Consider the following 16,382-nt stretch of genomic DNA (forward strand, 5'->3'; position numbering starts at 1 on the left):
TCAGGATGAACCCGTCGGCTCAGCTCCGGCCCCGTAAATGCGGGGTTCAAGGCAGATCTGGCCGCGCGGATGCAACGGTTGCGACCAACCTCATAACTTACAAAAACAAAGGGAGTCCTTCATGGGCGAGCACGATCTGAACAGACGTCAATTCATCAAAACCGTGGGCGTCGCCTCGGTTGCCGCGGCGGCCATGAGCCTGCCGTTCGTCAAGGCCAACGCCAGTGACACCCGCTTTCAAGGCAAGACCCTGCGCCTGCTGACCTGGTCCGATGACACCGGTCTGGCAGCACTGCGCAACATTGCTGCGACATTCGAAGACAAGTACGGCTGCAAGGTCATCGCCGACCGCACCGGCAGTACCTCGGAAATGGTCGCCAAACTCAAGGCCGGCGGTGATCGTCCGCAATACGACATCATCACCCTGGCAGGCGTCGGTGCCGAAGGTCTGGCCGCTGCCAACCTGCTGGAAAAACCCGACCTCAACCGCATTCCCAACCTGGTGGATGTACCGGAGAAATACCGTACCGGCGCCAATGGCCACGGTATCGGTTACCTGCTCTGGTGCAACAGCCTGGTCTACAGCACGCGCACCATCAAGGAAGCCCCGAACAGCTACGCCGCCCTGTGGGACGCCGACCTGTCGCCGAACATCTTCCTGCCGCCGCCGAACTGGACCGAGGCCATGGACCTGATCATCATCGCCGCCAAACTGGCCGGTGGTGATGAGCACAACATTGAACCAGGCTTCAAGAAGCTCGCCGAGCTCAAGGATCGCGTGGTAACCCTGGGCGAAAACCCGAACCAGATCGCCGAGCTGTTCCGCACCGGTTCCCTGGACATGGGCGGTCTCTACGCTCCGGCCTTCTTCCCGAAACAGATCCGCGATCCGAACTACGGACTGGGCGCCACCTTCGGCATGAAGGAAGGTTTCTACACCGACCTGATGCTCTCGGTGATGCCGAAGAATCGTCCAGGCGACACCGACCTGGCCTATGCCTTCATCAACCACTCCCTGGATCCGCTGGTGCAGGGCAAGATGGCCGAAGACATCTACAACGGCCCGGTCAACGCCAAGGCGATCATCTCCGCCGAAGCGCGCAAGAGCCCGTACATTCTTACGCCGGAGCAGATCTCCGAGAAGGCGATCATGCACGACAACGCCTTCCTGGCCACCGTGCATGACCAATGGATTCGTCGTTACACGGAAATCTTTTCTTCCTGATTGAGTGACGAGCACAAGTCTTTAGAACACTGCAAAACCTTGTGGGAGCGGGCTTGCCCGCGATGGCGGCCGTCCTGTCAACAATGATGTGACCGTCACACCGCCATCGCTGGCAAGCCAGCTCCCACAGCGTTCACTGCGGTTTGGAGGCTTGTGTTTGTCAGCTGCTTTCCATTGACGAGACCCTTGCTATGGAACACCAACCACTGACCCATCCGGTGAGTGCCGCCCCCGTGCGCGCCAACCGCGGTGTTTCGCCGACGGCGCGCGCCTGGTTTTTCCTCTCGCCGTCGATGCTGTTTCTGGGCGTGCTGATTGCCGCCAGCCTGCTGGTGCTGCGCATGAGCGTGGGCACCAAGGGCGCGGAATGGTCCGGGTTCAGCCTGGCCAGTTATGCCCAATTGCTGGAACCCTATTACCTCAAATCCTTGCTGCTGACCCTGCGTCTGGCGCTGATCAGCGCGGTGATCGCGGTGATACTGGCGATCCCGGTGGCCTACACCATGTCGCGACTGACTTCGCCGTTCGTGCGGCGGATCTTCCTCGCCGCGGTGCTGCTGCCGTTGCTGGTCAACCTCCTGCTGCAAAGCTACGGCTGGCTGGTGATCCTCGGCCCCGGTGGCATGCTCAACCAGGCGTTGATGGGCCTGGGTCTGATCAAGCGTCCGATCATGCTCCTGTACAACCAGAACGGCGTGTTGATGGGGCTGGTGCAAACCGCGTTCCCGCTGGCCGTGCTGCCGATTGCCAGCGCCATGCGCGGTGTCGCCCGCAGCTACGAAGAAGCCGCCGCCACCCTCGGTGCCAGCCGCTTGCAGGTGTTCCGCCAGGTGGTGTTGCCGATGAGTCTGCCGGGGATCATCACCGGTGCGACGTTGGTGTTCGCCTACAACGCCAGCAGCTTCGTGGTGCCTTTGCTGCTCGGCGGCCGTCGCGTGCCGATGCTGGCGGTGATGGTGCATGACCAGATCGCCCCGCTGATGAACTGGCCCGCCGCCTCCGCAGCCGGTGTGGTGTTGATCGTGACCACGCTGGCCATCATGACTTTGTCCGAATACATCACAGGCCGTCGTCGGCGCATGCTGGAGGCTTCGCAATGAGTTCCCTGACCAAGAAGCGCCACTCGCTGTTGCCGGGTGACACCGGCAAGTTCGCCGGGATCCTCTCTGGTTTTATCCTGCTGCTGGCGGTGTTGCCGATCCTGACCATGATCGTCATGTCTTTCAGCGGCGCGTCGAACCTCGACTTCCCGCCAAGCAGCTACAGCCTGCAATGGTACAAGGCCGCCTGGCACACCTTTGTCTCGCCCGATTCCAGTGACGTGCTGAGTCTCGGCCAGGCCATGACCACCAGCCTGATGGTGGCGTGCCTGACCATGATCTTCGCCACGCTGATCGCGGTGCCGGCGGCCTATGCGCTGACCCGTTGCGAGTTCCGCGGCAAGGCCGTGGCACTGCAATTGATGTCATTGCCCCTGGTGTTTCCGATGGTGGTGTTGGGCCTGGCATTGCTGCTGGTGTTCGACAGCCTGCCGTTCCACATGACCACCTCGCGGCTGGTGATTGCCCACGTGATCCTTGCCCTGCCATTCGTGGTGAAGAACTGCACCGCGGCCATGCTTTCCATCGGCAGCGAAGTCGAAGAAGCCGCGCAAATGCTCGGTGCCTCGCCATTGCGGGCGATTGTCGACGTGGTGGTGCCGTTGATGAAGTCGGGGATTCTGGCGGGCATGCTGCTGGCGTTCATCGTCTCGTTCAACGAATTCACCGTGACCTATTTCCTCTACACCATCGACGTGATGACCGTGCCGATCTGGATGTACAGCCGCACTGTGTCTTCGCTCGACCCCACCGTATTTTCGTTTGCCGTGCTGATCGTGCTGATCGACTTCGTCCTGATCTGGGCGCTGGAAAAACTGGTTGGCGAAGGCGGCGTTTCGTTCTGATTTCTTGAGGTGATTTATGTCTGGTCTGATTCTGGAAAACGTCGAGAAACATTACGGCTCGGCCTGTGCGGTAAAGGATGTGAACCTGCATTTGCCCGAGGGCAAACTGGTGTGTTTCCTCGGCCCTTCGGGGTGCGGCAAAACCACCTTGCTGCGGATGATCGCGGGGCTGGAAACGCTGACCGGCGGCGAGATTCGCCTGGACGGCGAGGACATTGGCCATACCCCGGCGCACCAGCGTAATTTCGGCATGGTGTTTCAATCCCTGGCACTGTTCCCGCACATGACGGTAGGAGAGAACATCGCCTATCCGCTGAAACTGCGCGGGGTCAGCAAGGCTGACCAGCAGGCGCGGGTGGTGGAGTTGCTGGAACTGATCCAGCTGCAACCGATGATCAATCGCCCGGTGGCCAAACTGTCCGGGGGCCAGCGCCAGCGCGTGGCGATCGCCCGGGCGATTGCCAACCACCCGAAAATCCTTCTGCTGGACGAACCGCTGTCGGCGCTGGACGCCAAGCTGCGCGAGTCGATGCAGGTGGAAATCCGCCAGTTGCAACAGCGCCTGAACATCACCACCATCATGGTCACCCACGACCAGCGTGAGGCCATGACCATGGCCGATATCGTCGTCGTATTGGGTGAACATCGGGTGCAGCAGGTGGGTACGCCGATCGAGATCTACCGCCATCCGGCCAACGAATTCGTCGCGGACTTCATCGGTTCCGGCAACATCTTCCCGGCCACCGCACTGGGCAACGGCAAGGTCAGCCTGCCAGGCGGCGATGCGCTGGAAGTGCCGATCTGCAGCAGCATTGTGGTGGGGGAGAAGGTGAAGATGCTGATTCGCCCTGAAGACCTGCAGCTGTCGGCACCGCAGGCGACGGCGGGCAACCGCTTGCTGGGCAAGGTGACGTTTGTGCGGGACATTGGCGCGACCATCGAGACGACGGTGGAGTGTTCCGGGGTGTCGTTTACGGCGCTGAGTACGCCGTGTCAGGGGATCGGCTTGAGCATCGGGCATCCGGTGTCGGTGACGTTGCCGGCGCAGGCGTGTCGCGTCTTGGGTGCCTGATCCGGAATTGATGCTGGCCTTGCTGGCCTCATCGCTGGCAAGCCAGCTCCCACAACGGTGTACACCAAACCCTGTGGGAGCTGGCTTGTCAGCGATGAGGCCAGTACAAACAACACAAAATTCAGTCAGACCGACAACCGCAACCGCGCCAAATCCCTCAACGGCGGCGCCCCGAACAACCGGCTGTACTCCCGGCTGAATTGCGAAGGGCTTTCATAGCCGACCCGATACCCCGCCGCCGAAGCCTCCAGCCCCTCGGCCAACATCAAGCGCCGCGCCTCCTGCAGGCGCAGTTGCTTCTGATACTGCAATGGGCTCATCGCCGTCATCGCCTTGAAGCGGTGATGCAGCGTCGACACGCTCAGGTTCACTTCCTTCGCCAAGTCATCGATACGCAACGGTTGCTCAAAGTTGCCGTTGAGCCATTTGATCGCCTGGCTGATGCGATGGCTCTGGCTATTGGCAATGGCGATTTCATAAAGACGATGGCCCTGCTGGCTGCGCAGCAACCGATAGAGAATTTCCCGCCGAATCAGCGGTGCGAGCATCGCAATATCTTTCGGTGTGTCGAGCAATCGCGCCAGGCGCAGCACCGCATCGAGCATCGCCGTGTCCAGGCGTTCCACATACAGCCCGCGCCCGGTCGGTCGGGTCGGTACGCCGATGGGGCCGGCGTCGGCGATCAGCGCGGTGATTTCCGCCGGGTCGATGTCCAGCCGCACGGCCAGGATCGGCTCTTCAGCCGAGACGTTCACCACTCGACCGCTCAGTGGCATCGAAACCGAGACCACCAGGTAATTCAGCGGGTCGTAATTGAAGTACTCGTCGGCCAGGCGAACTTCCTTGCGACCCTGCGCCATGATGCACAACGCCGGTTGCGCGAGTACCGGAGCGAACTCGTGGTTCTGGCTGTGGCGCGACATGAACAGTGATTCGACGGCGGTGGCATAACTGCCATCTTCGGCGGTGTTGCGCCGAATGATCGCCGCCAGTTCCGCGCGCTGCTTTTCCATCTCGGCATCCAGCGGGGCTTGTGAAAAGTGATCGAGCGACGACATGCAAGGCATCCTCGTAAAAGCATGAGCAATGGACCGAGCTTAAGTTTGTGCAAGCAACAGTGGTAGACACATCCTGCCTGATGCTTGCCTGATTCTGCACGGGCTTGTTTTTTCACCCTGACAAGACAGAGCGCAGGCGGGAAAACTTGCTTGAAACTCGTGCGGCAGAACCGTGACAGCGTTTTACACATTGTTACAGGCTACCCGCACAGTCTCGCAGGATCGTGCAACGCAGCGGCAGGAATCGACTAACGACCCATGCACATCGACCCTTAACCTTTGATCCTGTCGCAGCCCGTCCCCTGGCTGCCACGCGACTCCCCGGGAGGGTTGAACATGTCAAAGCAGATCCCCGTCAGTCATATGGCCTTTGTCCGGGCGCGCGCCGGACGTTCGCAAGAGCTGGGTGTGCGCCTCAGCGCACTGATCGAACCATCCCGCGCAGCGCCAGGTTGCCTGAACTTTGCCTTGCAGCATTCGCAATGCGACCCCGAGTTGTGGCTGGTGTCCGGTTTCTGGGTCAATCAACAGGCGATGACCGCCTACTTCAGCACCCCGGCCATGGAGGTTTTTGCCGAGCTGGTGCAGGAACTGGTGGTCAACAGCCTGGATTTTCACACCTTCAAGGATGTGTCGGCGGCGCAAGCCCTGGGTCAGTCCGGGGCGGCGGTACACAAACTGGCCGGTTGAGGGTTTAATGGCAGCATTCTCAACTAGCCAGGATGCGCGACATGGCACGCAAAGCCTTTGAAACCTTCGAAGCAGTATCGGCCGTAGTCCCCCGTGAAGGCGGGTATTACGCGGCAATCGCCACCAAAGCCATCGGTGGTGCGGGAGCGCCTCGCTTCAACAAGCTGCTGGAAGAGCAGACCTTCAAGACCGCTAAAGAAGCGGATGAAGCCGCCGCCTTGCAATTGACCCACCTCAAAGGTGTCGGCGAAGACGGCGAGCTGATCTGGTAACTATTTCACCGCCCCCGGGCGGTACATCTTGAACAACGCCTCAGGCCCCAGCTGGAAATAATCCGCCGGCCCGCCGCCGCGCAGAATCGGTTCTGCCGCGGCGGTGTCGTACACCCCATCCTTCAACAGCCACTTGGCGATATGCACGGCGACCACTTCGCCGAGAATCAGCCAGCTTGGCACCACATTCCCGTCCGCTCGCTGCAACTGAATGATCTGCGTGACCTTGCACTCGAAGGACACCGGGCTTTCGGCGACCCGTGGTACCGCAATGACTTTCGAGGCGACAGTACTCAGCCCGGCCAATTCGAATTCATTGACCTGCGGGCCTACGTTGGCGCAGCTCTGGTTCATTTGTTCGGCCAGTGGGCGGGTGGCAAGGTTCCAGGCGAACTCGCCGGTCTGTTCGATGTTGTTCAGGCTATTTTTGCGCCCGATGCTGCAAAATCCAATGATTGGCGGAATGTAGTTGAAGGCGTTGAAGAAGCTGTAGGGCGCCAGGTTTAAATGGCCGTTGGCATCCTGTGAAGAAATCCAGCCAATAGGGCGCGGGCCGACGATCGCGTTGAACGGATCGTGGGGAAGGCCGTGGCCGTTGGCGGGTTCGTAGTAGTGGATGTCGTCGGGCATGGACCAGTGTTCCTGAAGGCTTCAATCGGAGGAGAGCCATAGTGCAAGGGAGCGCCGCTGATTTCCAGCCACAGGGTTCCATGTGGGCTCTAAAATTTTTCGTACTCCAGAAATGACTAAGCCCGGCCGAAGCCGGGCTGTGGTGTCGAGGTTGTGGATCAGCTGATGGAAGCCGACCCCGTGCGATCGTAGCCGTCAGCCGCGATAGTGGCCGAGCCGGTACGGTCGTAGCCATCAGCTGCGACAGTGGCGGAGCCAGTGCGGTCATAGCCATCTGCTGCGACAGTGGCGGAGCCAGTGCGGTCATAGCCATCTGCTGCGACAGAGGAGCCTGTGCGGTCGTAACCGTCGGCGGCGAAGGTGTTGGCAGCCAGTACGGACAGGGCCAGGGCGAGGAACAGTTTGGTTTTCATCTTCATTTCTCCAGGTTCTTTGGCGGTTTGTGTCTTGGGCATGGGTTTCATGCTACGCCAATTAAACTGATTAAAAAGCGCAAAATAATGCTTAAAACAATCGATTAAATAGATGTTAACAGCGTCGGCCATTTTGGCGTTCAGCGCTCAGTGATCGCATCGCAGTTAATTGTTTTGGCAGGGTCAGAATGGGGGACGCGCATTAACTCGTGATTAATCCACCTATCACGGGGATGAAGGATTTTTCATACGCAAACGAAAAAGGGGCAGACCCCGACGGACTGCCCCTTTTGGTGTAACTCGGTCGGATTTAGTCGGTGACGATCCGCGAGTGCTTACGGGTGTCTTTCATGGTGATGTACACCAGCAACGACACAGCGATACACGCGGTGACATACCAGTAGTAACCGGTTTCCATGCCGATGCTCTTGAACCACAGCGCGATGTATTCAGCGGTGCCGCCAAAGATCGACACGGTCAGCGCGTACGGTAGGCCAACGCCCAGGGCGCGGATCTCGGTCGGGAACAATTCGGCTTTGACCACCGCGTTGATCGAGGTGTAGCCGCTGACGATGATCAGCGCCGCCATGATCAGGAAGAACGCGCCCCACCAGGTCGTGATGGTGTGCAGGGTGGTGAGGATCGGCACGGTGAAAATCGTGCCCAGTACGCCGAAGGCGATCAGGATCGGTCGGCGACCGATCTTGTCCGACAGGCCGCCGATGATCGGTTGCAGGCACATGAACAGGAACAGCGTGGCGGCGGAAATGGTGGTGGAGTCGGAGATGCTCATGCCGACGGTGTTCACCAGGTATTTCTGCATGTAGGTGGTGTAGGTATAGAACGCCAGCGTACCGCCCATGGTCAGGCCGACCACGGTCAGCAGTTCCTTGGGATGACGCATCAAGGTGCGCATGGCGCTTTCCTTGGCCTTTTCCTTCTTGGTGAACGACTCGGTTTCTTCCATGCCACGACGCAGGTACAGCGCGACCACGGCACACAGTGCACCGATGGCGAACGGGATGCGCCAGCCCCAGGCATACAGCTCTTCGGTGGTCAGCACTTGTTGCAGCACGATCAGGACACCCAGCGCGATGAGCTGGCCGGAGATCAGGGTCACGTACTGGAAGCTGGAGAAGAAGCCGCGACGTTCCTTGGTCGCCATCTCACTGAGGTATGTGGCGGAGGTGCCGTATTCGCCACCCACCGACAGGCCCTGCAGCAGACGGGCGAACACCAGCAGGATCGGCGCACCGATGCCGATGGTTTCGTAGCTCGGGCTGAGGGCGATCAGCAGCGAGCCGAAGCACATCAGGTACACCGAGGCCATCAGGGCCTTTTTGCGCCCGACCTTGTCGGCGTACAGGCCCATCAGCCAGCCGCCGATCGGGCGCATCAGGAAGCCCACGGCGAAGATCGCTGCAGTGTTCAGCAGTTGGGCGGTTGTGTCGCCCTTGGGGAAGAAGGTCTTGGCGAAGTACAGGGAGAAGGCGGCATAGACGTACCAGTCATACCATTCGACCATGTTGCCTACGGAGCCGCTGAAGATCGATTTGATGCGGCTGGAGGTAGTTCTTGGTTTGGCTGTCGCGGCAGCCGACCCAAGGGGCAGGGTATTTGAGTTATCCATTGAAGGATCCTTCGTTTAATTGTTTTTGTGGAGCGCGATTAAACGCGGCCTGCGGGGGCTATAGCAGGAGCTGTGCCAAGAGGGAGAGGGCCGGTCTAGAGGGGTTTTCAGATTGTGATGAGCGGAAATCCGCTTATATAGAAGTATGCGTGGGCGGAAAAGCGCTCATTTTCTGCGAGGGTTGATGTGTCAGTACCGGCCTCTTCGCGGGCAAGCCCGCTCCCACAAAGGGCTTTGTGTACACAGCATTTGCGTTCGACAAATAACCTGTGGGAGTGGGCTTGCCCGCGATGGGGCCCGACAAACACTACAAAAACATCTCTCTTGTGAGCCCATGCCGCTGCATCTTTTCATTGAAGGTGCGACGCGGCAGTTGCAGTTCTTCCAGCACGGCTTTCACATCACCCTTGTGCCGGGTCAGCGCCGCACGCAGGCACTGTGCTTCAAAGGCTTCCTGCTGCGCAGCCAGAGATTGTCCGGGTTCGATGCCCGCCGGCACAGGCTCGCCAAGCCCCAGCACCTGACGCTCGGCCACGTTTGCCAGTTCGCGCACGTTGCCCGGCCAGTCGTGGCTCAGCAGATGGCTCAACTGCGGCCCGCTCAATGGCGAAAAGGAACGACCCAGGCGCTCGGCGGCATGGCGGGCGAAGGATTCGTACAACAATGGAATGTCTTCGCGGCGGTCGCGCAGCGGTGGCAGACGCAACTCGGCGACGTTCAAGCGGTAAGCCAGATCCTCGCGAAAACGTCCGGCCCGCGCTTCATCGAGCAGGTCCGGTTTGGTCGCGGCGATGATGCGCAAATCCACGCGAATGCTCTGATTCGAACCCAGGCGTTCCAGCTTCTGCTCCTGCAGCACCCGTAGCAATTTCACCTGTTGTGCCAAGGGCATGCTTTCGATTTCATCGAGAAACAACGTGCCGCCATCGGCGTATTCCAGCTTGCCGATGCGCTTGCCTTGGGCGCCGGTGAAGGCGCCGCTTTCGTGGCCGAACAGCTCGGCTTCGAACAGTTGCTCGGGGATGGCTGCGCAGTTCAATGCAACAAAAGGTTTGTCGGCACGCGGTCCGAAGTCGTGCAGGCAACGGGCAACCAGCTCCTTGCCGCTGCCGGTTTCGCCACGGATCAGCACATTGACCGGCAGCGCCGCCAGGTCCAGCACTTGCCCGCGCAAAACCTGCAAGCCTCGGGATACACCGAGCAGCGTGGCATCGAGCTTGGCGCGGTTGTCTGCCTGTTCGTGCAGGGCGCGGTTTTCAAGGACCAGTCGGCGCTTGTCCAAAGCACGGCGCAGGCTGCCGAGCAGGGTTTCGGGGCTGAAGGGTTTTTCCAGAAAATCGTAGGCGCCATCGCGCATCGCATCGACGGCCATGGGGACGTCACCGTGGCCTGTCAGCAGGATCACCGGCAGGTCGGCATCACGGCGCTGGACCTCGGCCAACAGTTCCAGGCCGGTCATGCCGGGCATTCGCACATCGCTGAGAATCACCCCGGCAAAATGCTTCGGCAACTGCGCCAGGCACTCGTCGGCACGGCTGAACAACTGCACTTCGAAACCCGACAGGCTCAGCCATTGTTCGACGGCGCTGCGGATGCTGCTTTCGTCGTCCACTACCATCACTGAGTTGAGCATGAGCCATGGGCCTCCAGATCGATGGGTAGGGTCAGGGTGAAGACCGCGCCATTGGCATGATTGTCGGCCGTGAGGGAGCCGCCCGATTCGTGAACGATAGCGAAAGAAACCGCCAGGCCGATACCCAGGCCATCGCCCACCGGTTTGGTGGTGAAAAACGGATCAAACACCTTGGGCAGATTTTCTTGTGCGATGCCGCTGCCGTTGTCGATAACGCTCAAGTGCCACACTTGTTCTTCGGCTTCGAGGCGGATTTCCAGGCGCTTGCAGGGTTTGTCCTGCATCGCATCCAGCGCATTGCGCAGCAGGTTGATCAGCACCTGCTCCAGGCGTATCGCGTCGCCTCGGACCCAGGCCGGGCGTGTCAGGTGCAGCACCGTGCTGACTTGCTCGTCGCGTAATCGGGTGTCGAGCAGCTGCAACGACTGGTCGACCACCGCCGCCAGGTCCAGGCGTTCGCGCAAGCCGCTGGGGCTTTTGCGGGCGAAGGTTTTCAGGTGACCGGTGAGGGCTGCCATGCGCGTCAGCATCTCGTCTACCGGCTTGAGTGCCTTGTACGCTTCGTCGACCCGTCCGTGATCAAGCAGCAGCCTCAGTGTCGCAAGCTGCATGCGCTGGGCCGTCAGCGGCTGATTGATCTCATGGGCCAAGGCGGCCGACATCTGCCCGAGAGCGGCGAGCTTGGCCGATTGCACCAGGCCGTCCTGGGCGGTGCGCAGGTCGCGGGTACGTTCTTCGACCAGTTGTTCGAGCTCTTCGCGACTGCGCTGACGCAGTTTGGCCAAACGCCAGCGCTGGTTGAGAAATAGCAGCAGGAACACCAGGGTCAGCCACAATCCGGCCGCAGCGAGTGCGGCGTTGCGGCTGTCTTCGAAGGCAACCTGGGGACGGCGCAACAAGTGCAGGGTCCAGCCCTCGGCGGCGAGCGGCAAGGATTCCCACAGGTAGTCGGCATCACCGTTCGGACCCTTCACCCGTACCAGTTCACTGTTGTCGTCGAAGCGGCGCATTGATTGGTATTCAAGCGGCGTCAATGGTTGCTTGTTGTATTGGCGGGTGGCCTTGAGTTCGGCGTGATCGCTGTCGCTCAGCGGTTTCAAGTGACGGTAGCGCCAGCCTGGCTGATTGGCGATGAAGATGATCCCGCGAGCGTCGCTGACCAGCAGCGTGTCGTTGCCCTGGCGCCATTCGCGCTCCAGCTCGGGAAACTCGAGTTTGACCACCATGGCGCCGAGAAACTGCCCGTCGTCGTTGGTCACGGCGCTGGACAGGAAGTACCCCGGAATACCGCTGGTTACCCCCACCGCATAAAAGCGTCCGGTGCCCTGGGTACGGGTCTGGTTGAAGTAGGGACGAAACCCGTAGTTGTGGCCGACGTAACTGCTGGGCAAGCGCCAGTTGCTCGCCGCCACGGCCAGGCCGGTGCGGTCGAGCAATTCCAGGGTCGAGGAATCGGCGGCACCGTTGATTTTTTCCAGTTTGCGGTTCAGCACGTCCTGTTGCTCGGGGCTGACCGGTCCTTTGAGCGCGTCGCGCAATTGCGGGTCCAGCGCCAGTACCGAGGGCAGGGCGCGGTAGCGTTCGATCAAGGTATGCAGCGAGGTGGCGTAAAGCGCCAGTTGCTGATTGGCACGGGCCGCGTCTTCGACCAGGGATTGGCGCACGGTGTGGCGCATGGCCAGGGTGGCAACAATGGCGGCACCGGCGATGATCACCAAGGTATAGAGCGTCAGGCGCAAAGGGCGAGATAACTCGAACATGCTGGGCATTACACACGGGTACGGAGGGGGCGCACCATAACATGAGCGGCCTCACCTTGTGGGAGCGAGCAGGCTCGCTCCCACAAAAGCGGGTGCTGGCAATAAAAAAGGCGACAGGGATAGCCCTGTCGCCTTTTTCGGGTCAGTCCAAGTGCTTACTGCACTTCAACCGCCAGGCTTTCACTGATCTTTTGCTGCCAGATGGCAGGACCGGTGATGTGTACCGACTCGCCTTTGCTGTCGACCGCAACGGTCACCGGCATGTCTTTGACGTCGAACTCGTAGATCGCTTCCATCCCCAGTTCGGCGAACGCCACAACGCGGGATTTCTTGATCGCTTGCGCCACCAGGTAAGCCGCGCCGCCCACTGCCATCAGGTAAACGGCTTTGTGGTCCTTGATCGCGTCGATGGCGGTCGGACCGCGCTCGGATTTGCCGATCATGCCCAGCAGGCCGGTTTGCTCGAGGATCTGACGGGTGAACTTGTCCATCCGCGTCGCGGTGGTCGGACCAGCAGGGCCCACCACTTCTTCGCGCACCGGATCGACCGGGCCGACGTAATAGATGAAGCGACCTTTGAGGTCCACCGGCAGGGTTTCGCCCTTGTTCAGCATCTCGACCATGCGCTTGTGCGCGGCGTCGCGACCGGTGAGCATTTTGCCGTTGAGCAGGACGGTTTCGCCCGGCTTCCAGCTCTGCACTTCTTCCGGGGTCAGGGTGTCGAGGTTGACGCGACGGGCCGACGGGCCGGCTTCCCAGACGATTTCCGGGTAGGCGTCCAAAGGTGGCGCTTCCAGCGAGGCCGGACCGGAACCGTCGAGCACGAAGTGCGCGTGACGGGTAGCGGCGCAGTTCGGGATCATGCACACCGGCAACGAAGCGGCGTGGGTCGGGTAGTCCATGATCTTCACGTCGAGCACGGTGGTCAGGCCACCCAGGCCCTGGGCGCCGATGCCCAGCTGGTTGACCTTCTCGAACAGCTCCAGACGCATTTCTTCGATACGGTTTTGCGGGCCGCGGGCCTTCAGTTCGTGGATGTCGATGGATTCCATCAACACTTCCTTGGCCATCACCGCGGCTTTCTCGGCGGTGCCGCCGATGCCGATGCCGAGCATGCCCGGTGGGCACCAGCCGGCGCCCATGGTCGGAACGGTCTTCAGAACCCAGTCAACGATCGAGTCGGACGGGTTGAGCATGGCCATTTTCGACTTGTTCTCGGAACCGCCGCCCTTGGCTGCCACGTCCACTTCCACGGTGTTACCCGGAACGATGGAGTAGTGGATAACGGCCGGGGTGTTGTCCTTGGTGTTCTTGCGAGCGCCCGCCGGGTCGGCGAGGATCGAAGCGCGCAGGACGTTTTCCGGCAGGTTGTAGGCGCGACGAACGCCTTCGTTGATCATGTCGTCCAGGCTCATGGTCGCGCCATCCCAGCGCACGTCCATGCCCACGCGGACAAACACGGTCACGATGCCGGTGTCCTGGCAGATCGGACGGTGGCCGGTGGCGCACATGCGCGAGTTGATCAGGATCTGCGCCATGGAATCACGGGCTGCCGGCGATTCTTCGCGCAGGTAGGCCTCGTGCATCGCCTGGATGAAATCCACGGGGTGGTAGTAGGAAATGAACTGCAGGGCGTCGGCAACGCTCTGTATCAGGTCGTCTTGCTTGATCACGGTCATGAGTCGCGCTCCTCTAAAAGACGGGAACATTCAATAAGGTGCTTGCAGCTTGGGTGCATCGGTCGGTTGCAAGCACCTTTCAAGGCACGCCGGGCATGCTGGCGCGACGCTAAAAAGGCGCGGCAGTATAGCGCGCCTCGCTCAAGGGCACACCCGCCGGTAGTCAATCGTTGGTCGCATATCGGACAGTGGACTTGACGGCGGGTGTTCGCCCCTGAAAATTGAATAGTCATTTATCGGTCACGCCACTAAAGTGACATCCAGTCTGTAGAGTAGGACGCTCTATCAGTCTTCTTTCATTCGGTGAGTCAACGATTGACCCATAACGCCATCCAGCGATTGCTAATAAAACGTTTTGCCCTCGCGGCCGGCACCTACGCCCTGGCATTGCTGTTGGTGTGGCTGGCGTTTTTTTCCGGTCACTACCAGGACTCGCTGGCGGGTATGGCCATGGGCAGCGCGCTGGTGGTGATCAGCCAGGCGGCCTTGTTCGCGTTGTTCTACTCTGGCTGCAATCTGCGTTTCACCGACCCAAGCCTGACTGAAGCTCAAGTATTGCTGGGGCTGGGTTGGCAGACCTGGCTGATTGCCCATCTGGACGATGCGCGCGGGGCGTTCCTGGTTTTTTACGTATTGATCCTGCTGTTCGGCCTGTTCCATTTGTCCCGTCGTTCATTCCTGCGCTGCGCCTTGCTGGTGTTCTTCAGTTTCAGCGCGATCACGCTATGGGAAGGCTACCACTTTCAGCTGCCCAACCCGGCCCTGGCGGCATTGCAGGTGTGTGTGCTGCTGATCGTACTGGTCTGGCTGGTGCTCTATGCCGGTTATGTCCAGGCCTCGCGCCACCGCATGCGTCAGCGGCGTTTTGCCTTGCAGGCGCACCAGGACACGTTGCGCGGAATGATGCGCCAGCTCGAAGACCTGGTTGCCACCGACGAACTGACCGGCTTGTTCAATCGCCGGCATTTCCTGCGTCTGGCCTCCCGTGAACTCAATGCCATGGAAACCGGCGTCGTGCATGGCCTGGCGCTTATCGACCTTGACCATTTCAAACGCATCAATGATCTGCACGGTCATGCCGCTGGCGATCAGGTGCTGCAAGCCTTTGCGGGCGTGGCCACTGCTTGCCTGCGCGAAGGTGACGTCCTGGCCCGCTACGGCGGCGAAGAGTTCGTGGTGTTGCTACCCGATTGCGATGCCGACAGTTTGACGTTGTGTTGCGAACGGCTGCGCATCGCGTTCACCGATGTCGAATTGATCGGGCTCAACGTGCGCAATCTCAGCCTGTCCGCCGGCATGACCCTGCTCGAGCAAGGGGATGATCTCGACGATGCCTTGCAGCAGGCCGATCAGGCGCTGTATCGCGCCAAGCGTGACGGGCGCAACCGTTGCGCGGCGGCGTGGGAAAACGTCGATGCCTGAGTTGCGCGTCGGCGACCGCCAGTGGTCGGTGGCGGCGGGCAGCAATCTGCTCGATGCCCTGAATCAGAACGGCGTGGCGGTGCCTTACAGCTGTCGCGCCGGCAGTTGCCATGCGTGCCTGGTGCAGTGTGTGCAAGGACTGCCGAGCGACAGCCGCCCCGACGCCTTGAGCGCGCAGCAGCGTCAGCAAGGCTGGCGCCTGGCCTGTCAGTGCCAGGTGATCGAGGACTTGCAGGTGCACACCTTCGACCCGCAACAGGACGGCCGCCCGGCCGAGGTGGCGGCCGTCGATTGGTTGAGCGACAGCGTGCTGCGCTTGCGCCTGACCCCGCAGCGGCCGTTGCGATACAGCGCCGGCCAGCATCTGGTGTTGTGGGCGGGCAACGTTGCGCGGCCGTATTCCCTCGCCAGCCTGCCGGAAGACGACCGCTTCCTGGAGTTTCACCTCGATTGTCGCCTGCCAGGGGAATTCAGTGACGCGGCGCGTCAGCTAAAGATCGGCGATCCGATCCGCCTGGGCGAGTTGCGCGGCGGGGCCTTGCACTACGACCCTGACTGGCACGACCGACCCCTGTGGCTGATGGCTGCCGGCACCGGTCTGGGGCCGTTGTTCGGCGTGCTGCGTGAAGCGATGCGCCAGGATCACCAAGGCGCGATCCGTGTCATTCACCTGGCTCATGATGCCAGTGAGCATTATCTGGCCAAGCCACTGCAAGCCATGGCGGCCAGCCGTCCGAACCTGAGTATTGAACTGTGGACTGCGGCCGAGTTGCCAGCGGCTTTGGCGCAACTGCGGCTTGTTTCCCGGCAAACCCTGGCCTTACTCTGCGGAGCCCCCGACAGCGTCGACGCCTTTGCCCGGCGCCTGTATCTGGCGGGACTGCCGCGCAATCAACTGCTGGCCGATGTGTTCCTGCCCCGTGGTTGAGCGCTGATTTCCAGACGCGAGACCG

The 16,382-nt window shown here is 60.8% G+C and carries 15 protein-coding genes; 8 read left to right on the forward strand and 7 right to left on the reverse strand.

Annotated features, from left to right (window positions below; all coding sequences use genetic code 11):
• The first annotated feature begins 121 nt into the window (after window positions 1–121).
• The 4 genes from FFS64_RS01340 to FFS64_RS01355 all read left to right on the forward strand — a co-directional run bounded on the left by FFS64_RS01340 (window position 122) and on the right by FFS64_RS01355 (window position 4,242).
• Window positions 122–1,225 carry an ABC transporter substrate-binding protein gene (locus tag FFS64_RS01340; protein ID WP_137803913.1) on the forward strand — a complete coding sequence of 368 codons (1,104 nt, stop codon included), beginning with the start codon at window positions 122–124 and terminating at the stop codon, window positions 1,223–1,225.
• Between the two features lie 191 nt (window positions 1,226–1,416).
• Entirely contained in the window at window positions 1,417–2,325 is a 909-nt protein-coding gene (locus FFS64_RS01345) for an ABC transporter permease (RefSeq protein WP_137803914.1), read from the forward strand.
• Window positions 2,322–3,170, forward strand: a complete 849-nt coding sequence (locus tag FFS64_RS01350; protein WP_137803915.1) for an ABC transporter permease — start codon at window positions 2,322–2,324, stop codon at window positions 3,168–3,170. The genes FFS64_RS01345 and FFS64_RS01350 overlap by 4 nt, the downstream gene beginning before the upstream one ends.
• A 16-nt stretch (window positions 3,171–3,186) precedes the next feature.
• On the forward strand, window positions 3,187–4,242 hold the full coding sequence (locus FFS64_RS01355) for an ABC transporter ATP-binding protein (RefSeq protein WP_137803916.1): 1,056 nt from the start codon (window positions 3,187–3,189) through the stop codon (window positions 4,240–4,242).
• 125 nt (window positions 4,243–4,367) lie between these two features.
• On the opposite strand, the gene FFS64_RS01360 is transcribed toward FFS64_RS01355, so the two are convergent.
• Window positions 4,368–5,300 carry an AraC family transcriptional regulator gene (locus FFS64_RS01360; protein WP_137803917.1) on the reverse strand — a complete coding sequence of 311 codons (933 nt, stop codon included), beginning with the start codon at window positions 5,298–5,300 and terminating at the stop codon, window positions 4,368–4,370.
• A gap of 336 nt (window positions 5,301–5,636) precedes the next feature.
• Between FFS64_RS01360 and FFS64_RS01365 the strand changes: the two genes are divergently transcribed.
• Both FFS64_RS01365 and FFS64_RS01370 read left to right on the forward strand, forming a co-directional pair.
• Complete coding sequence (locus FFS64_RS01365) at window positions 5,637–5,990, forward strand: putative quinol monooxygenase (RefSeq protein WP_095193128.1); 354 nt, start codon at window positions 5,637–5,639, stop codon at window positions 5,988–5,990.
• Between the two features lie 41 nt (window positions 5,991–6,031).
• Complete coding sequence (locus FFS64_RS01370; protein ID WP_095193129.1) at window positions 6,032–6,262, forward strand: hypothetical protein; 231 nt, start codon at window positions 6,032–6,034, stop codon at window positions 6,260–6,262.
• On the opposite strand, the gene FFS64_RS01375 is transcribed toward FFS64_RS01370, so the two are convergent.
• The 6 genes from FFS64_RS01375 to FFS64_RS01400 all read right to left on the reverse strand — a co-directional run bounded on the left by FFS64_RS01375 (window position 6,263) and on the right by FFS64_RS01400 (window position 14,007).
• Window positions 6,263–6,892 (reverse strand): flavin reductase family protein, encoded by a 630-nt coding sequence (locus FFS64_RS01375; RefSeq protein ID WP_137803918.1) that lies wholly within the window; start codon window positions 6,890–6,892, stop codon window positions 6,263–6,265.
• A gap of 158 nt (window positions 6,893–7,050) precedes the next feature.
• A complete protein-coding gene (locus FFS64_RS01380) occupies window positions 7,051–7,305 on the reverse strand; it encodes a hypothetical protein (protein ID WP_137803919.1) in 255 nt (84 codons plus the stop codon).
• Window positions 7,306–7,615: 310 nt separating this feature from the next.
• A complete protein-coding gene (locus FFS64_RS01385) occupies window positions 7,616–8,935 on the reverse strand; it encodes an MFS transporter (protein WP_137803920.1) in 1,320 nt (439 codons plus the stop codon).
• 307 nt (window positions 8,936–9,242) lie between these two features.
• Window positions 9,243–10,568 (reverse strand): sigma-54 dependent transcriptional regulator, encoded by a 1,326-nt coding sequence (locus FFS64_RS01390; RefSeq protein ID WP_137803921.1) that lies wholly within the window; start codon window positions 10,566–10,568, stop codon window positions 9,243–9,245.
• Window positions 10,553–12,328 (reverse strand): ATP-binding protein, encoded by a 1,776-nt coding sequence (locus tag FFS64_RS01395; protein ID WP_137803922.1) that lies wholly within the window; start codon window positions 12,326–12,328, stop codon window positions 10,553–10,555. The genes FFS64_RS01390 and FFS64_RS01395 overlap by 16 nt, the downstream gene beginning before the upstream one ends.
• A 155-nt stretch (window positions 12,329–12,483) precedes the next feature.
• Entirely contained in the window at window positions 12,484–14,007 is a 1,524-nt protein-coding gene (locus FFS64_RS01400) for a fumarate hydratase (RefSeq protein WP_095193134.1), read from the reverse strand.
• A gap of 315 nt (window positions 14,008–14,322) precedes the next feature.
• Here FFS64_RS01400 and FFS64_RS01410 point away from each other — a divergent pair, with 315 nt between their 5' ends.
• Together FFS64_RS01410 and FFS64_RS01415 are read left to right on the forward strand one after the other, a co-directional pair.
• Window positions 14,323–15,429: a diguanylate cyclase gene (locus tag FFS64_RS01410; protein WP_137803923.1), complete on the forward strand. Its 1,107-nt coding sequence runs from the start codon at window positions 14,323–14,325 to the stop codon at window positions 15,427–15,429.
• A complete protein-coding gene (locus tag FFS64_RS01415; protein WP_137803924.1) occupies window positions 15,422–16,357 on the forward strand; it encodes an iron-sulfur-binding ferredoxin reductase in 936 nt (311 codons plus the stop codon). Before FFS64_RS01410 ends, FFS64_RS01415 begins: the two co-directional genes overlap by 8 nt.
• Window positions 16,358–16,382 lie beyond the last annotated feature (25 nt).

It is taken from the genome of Pseudomonas sp. G(2018) (assembly GCF_005502415.1).
Classification (GTDB): Bacteria; Pseudomonadota; Gammaproteobacteria; order Pseudomonadales; family Pseudomonadaceae; genus Aquipseudomonas.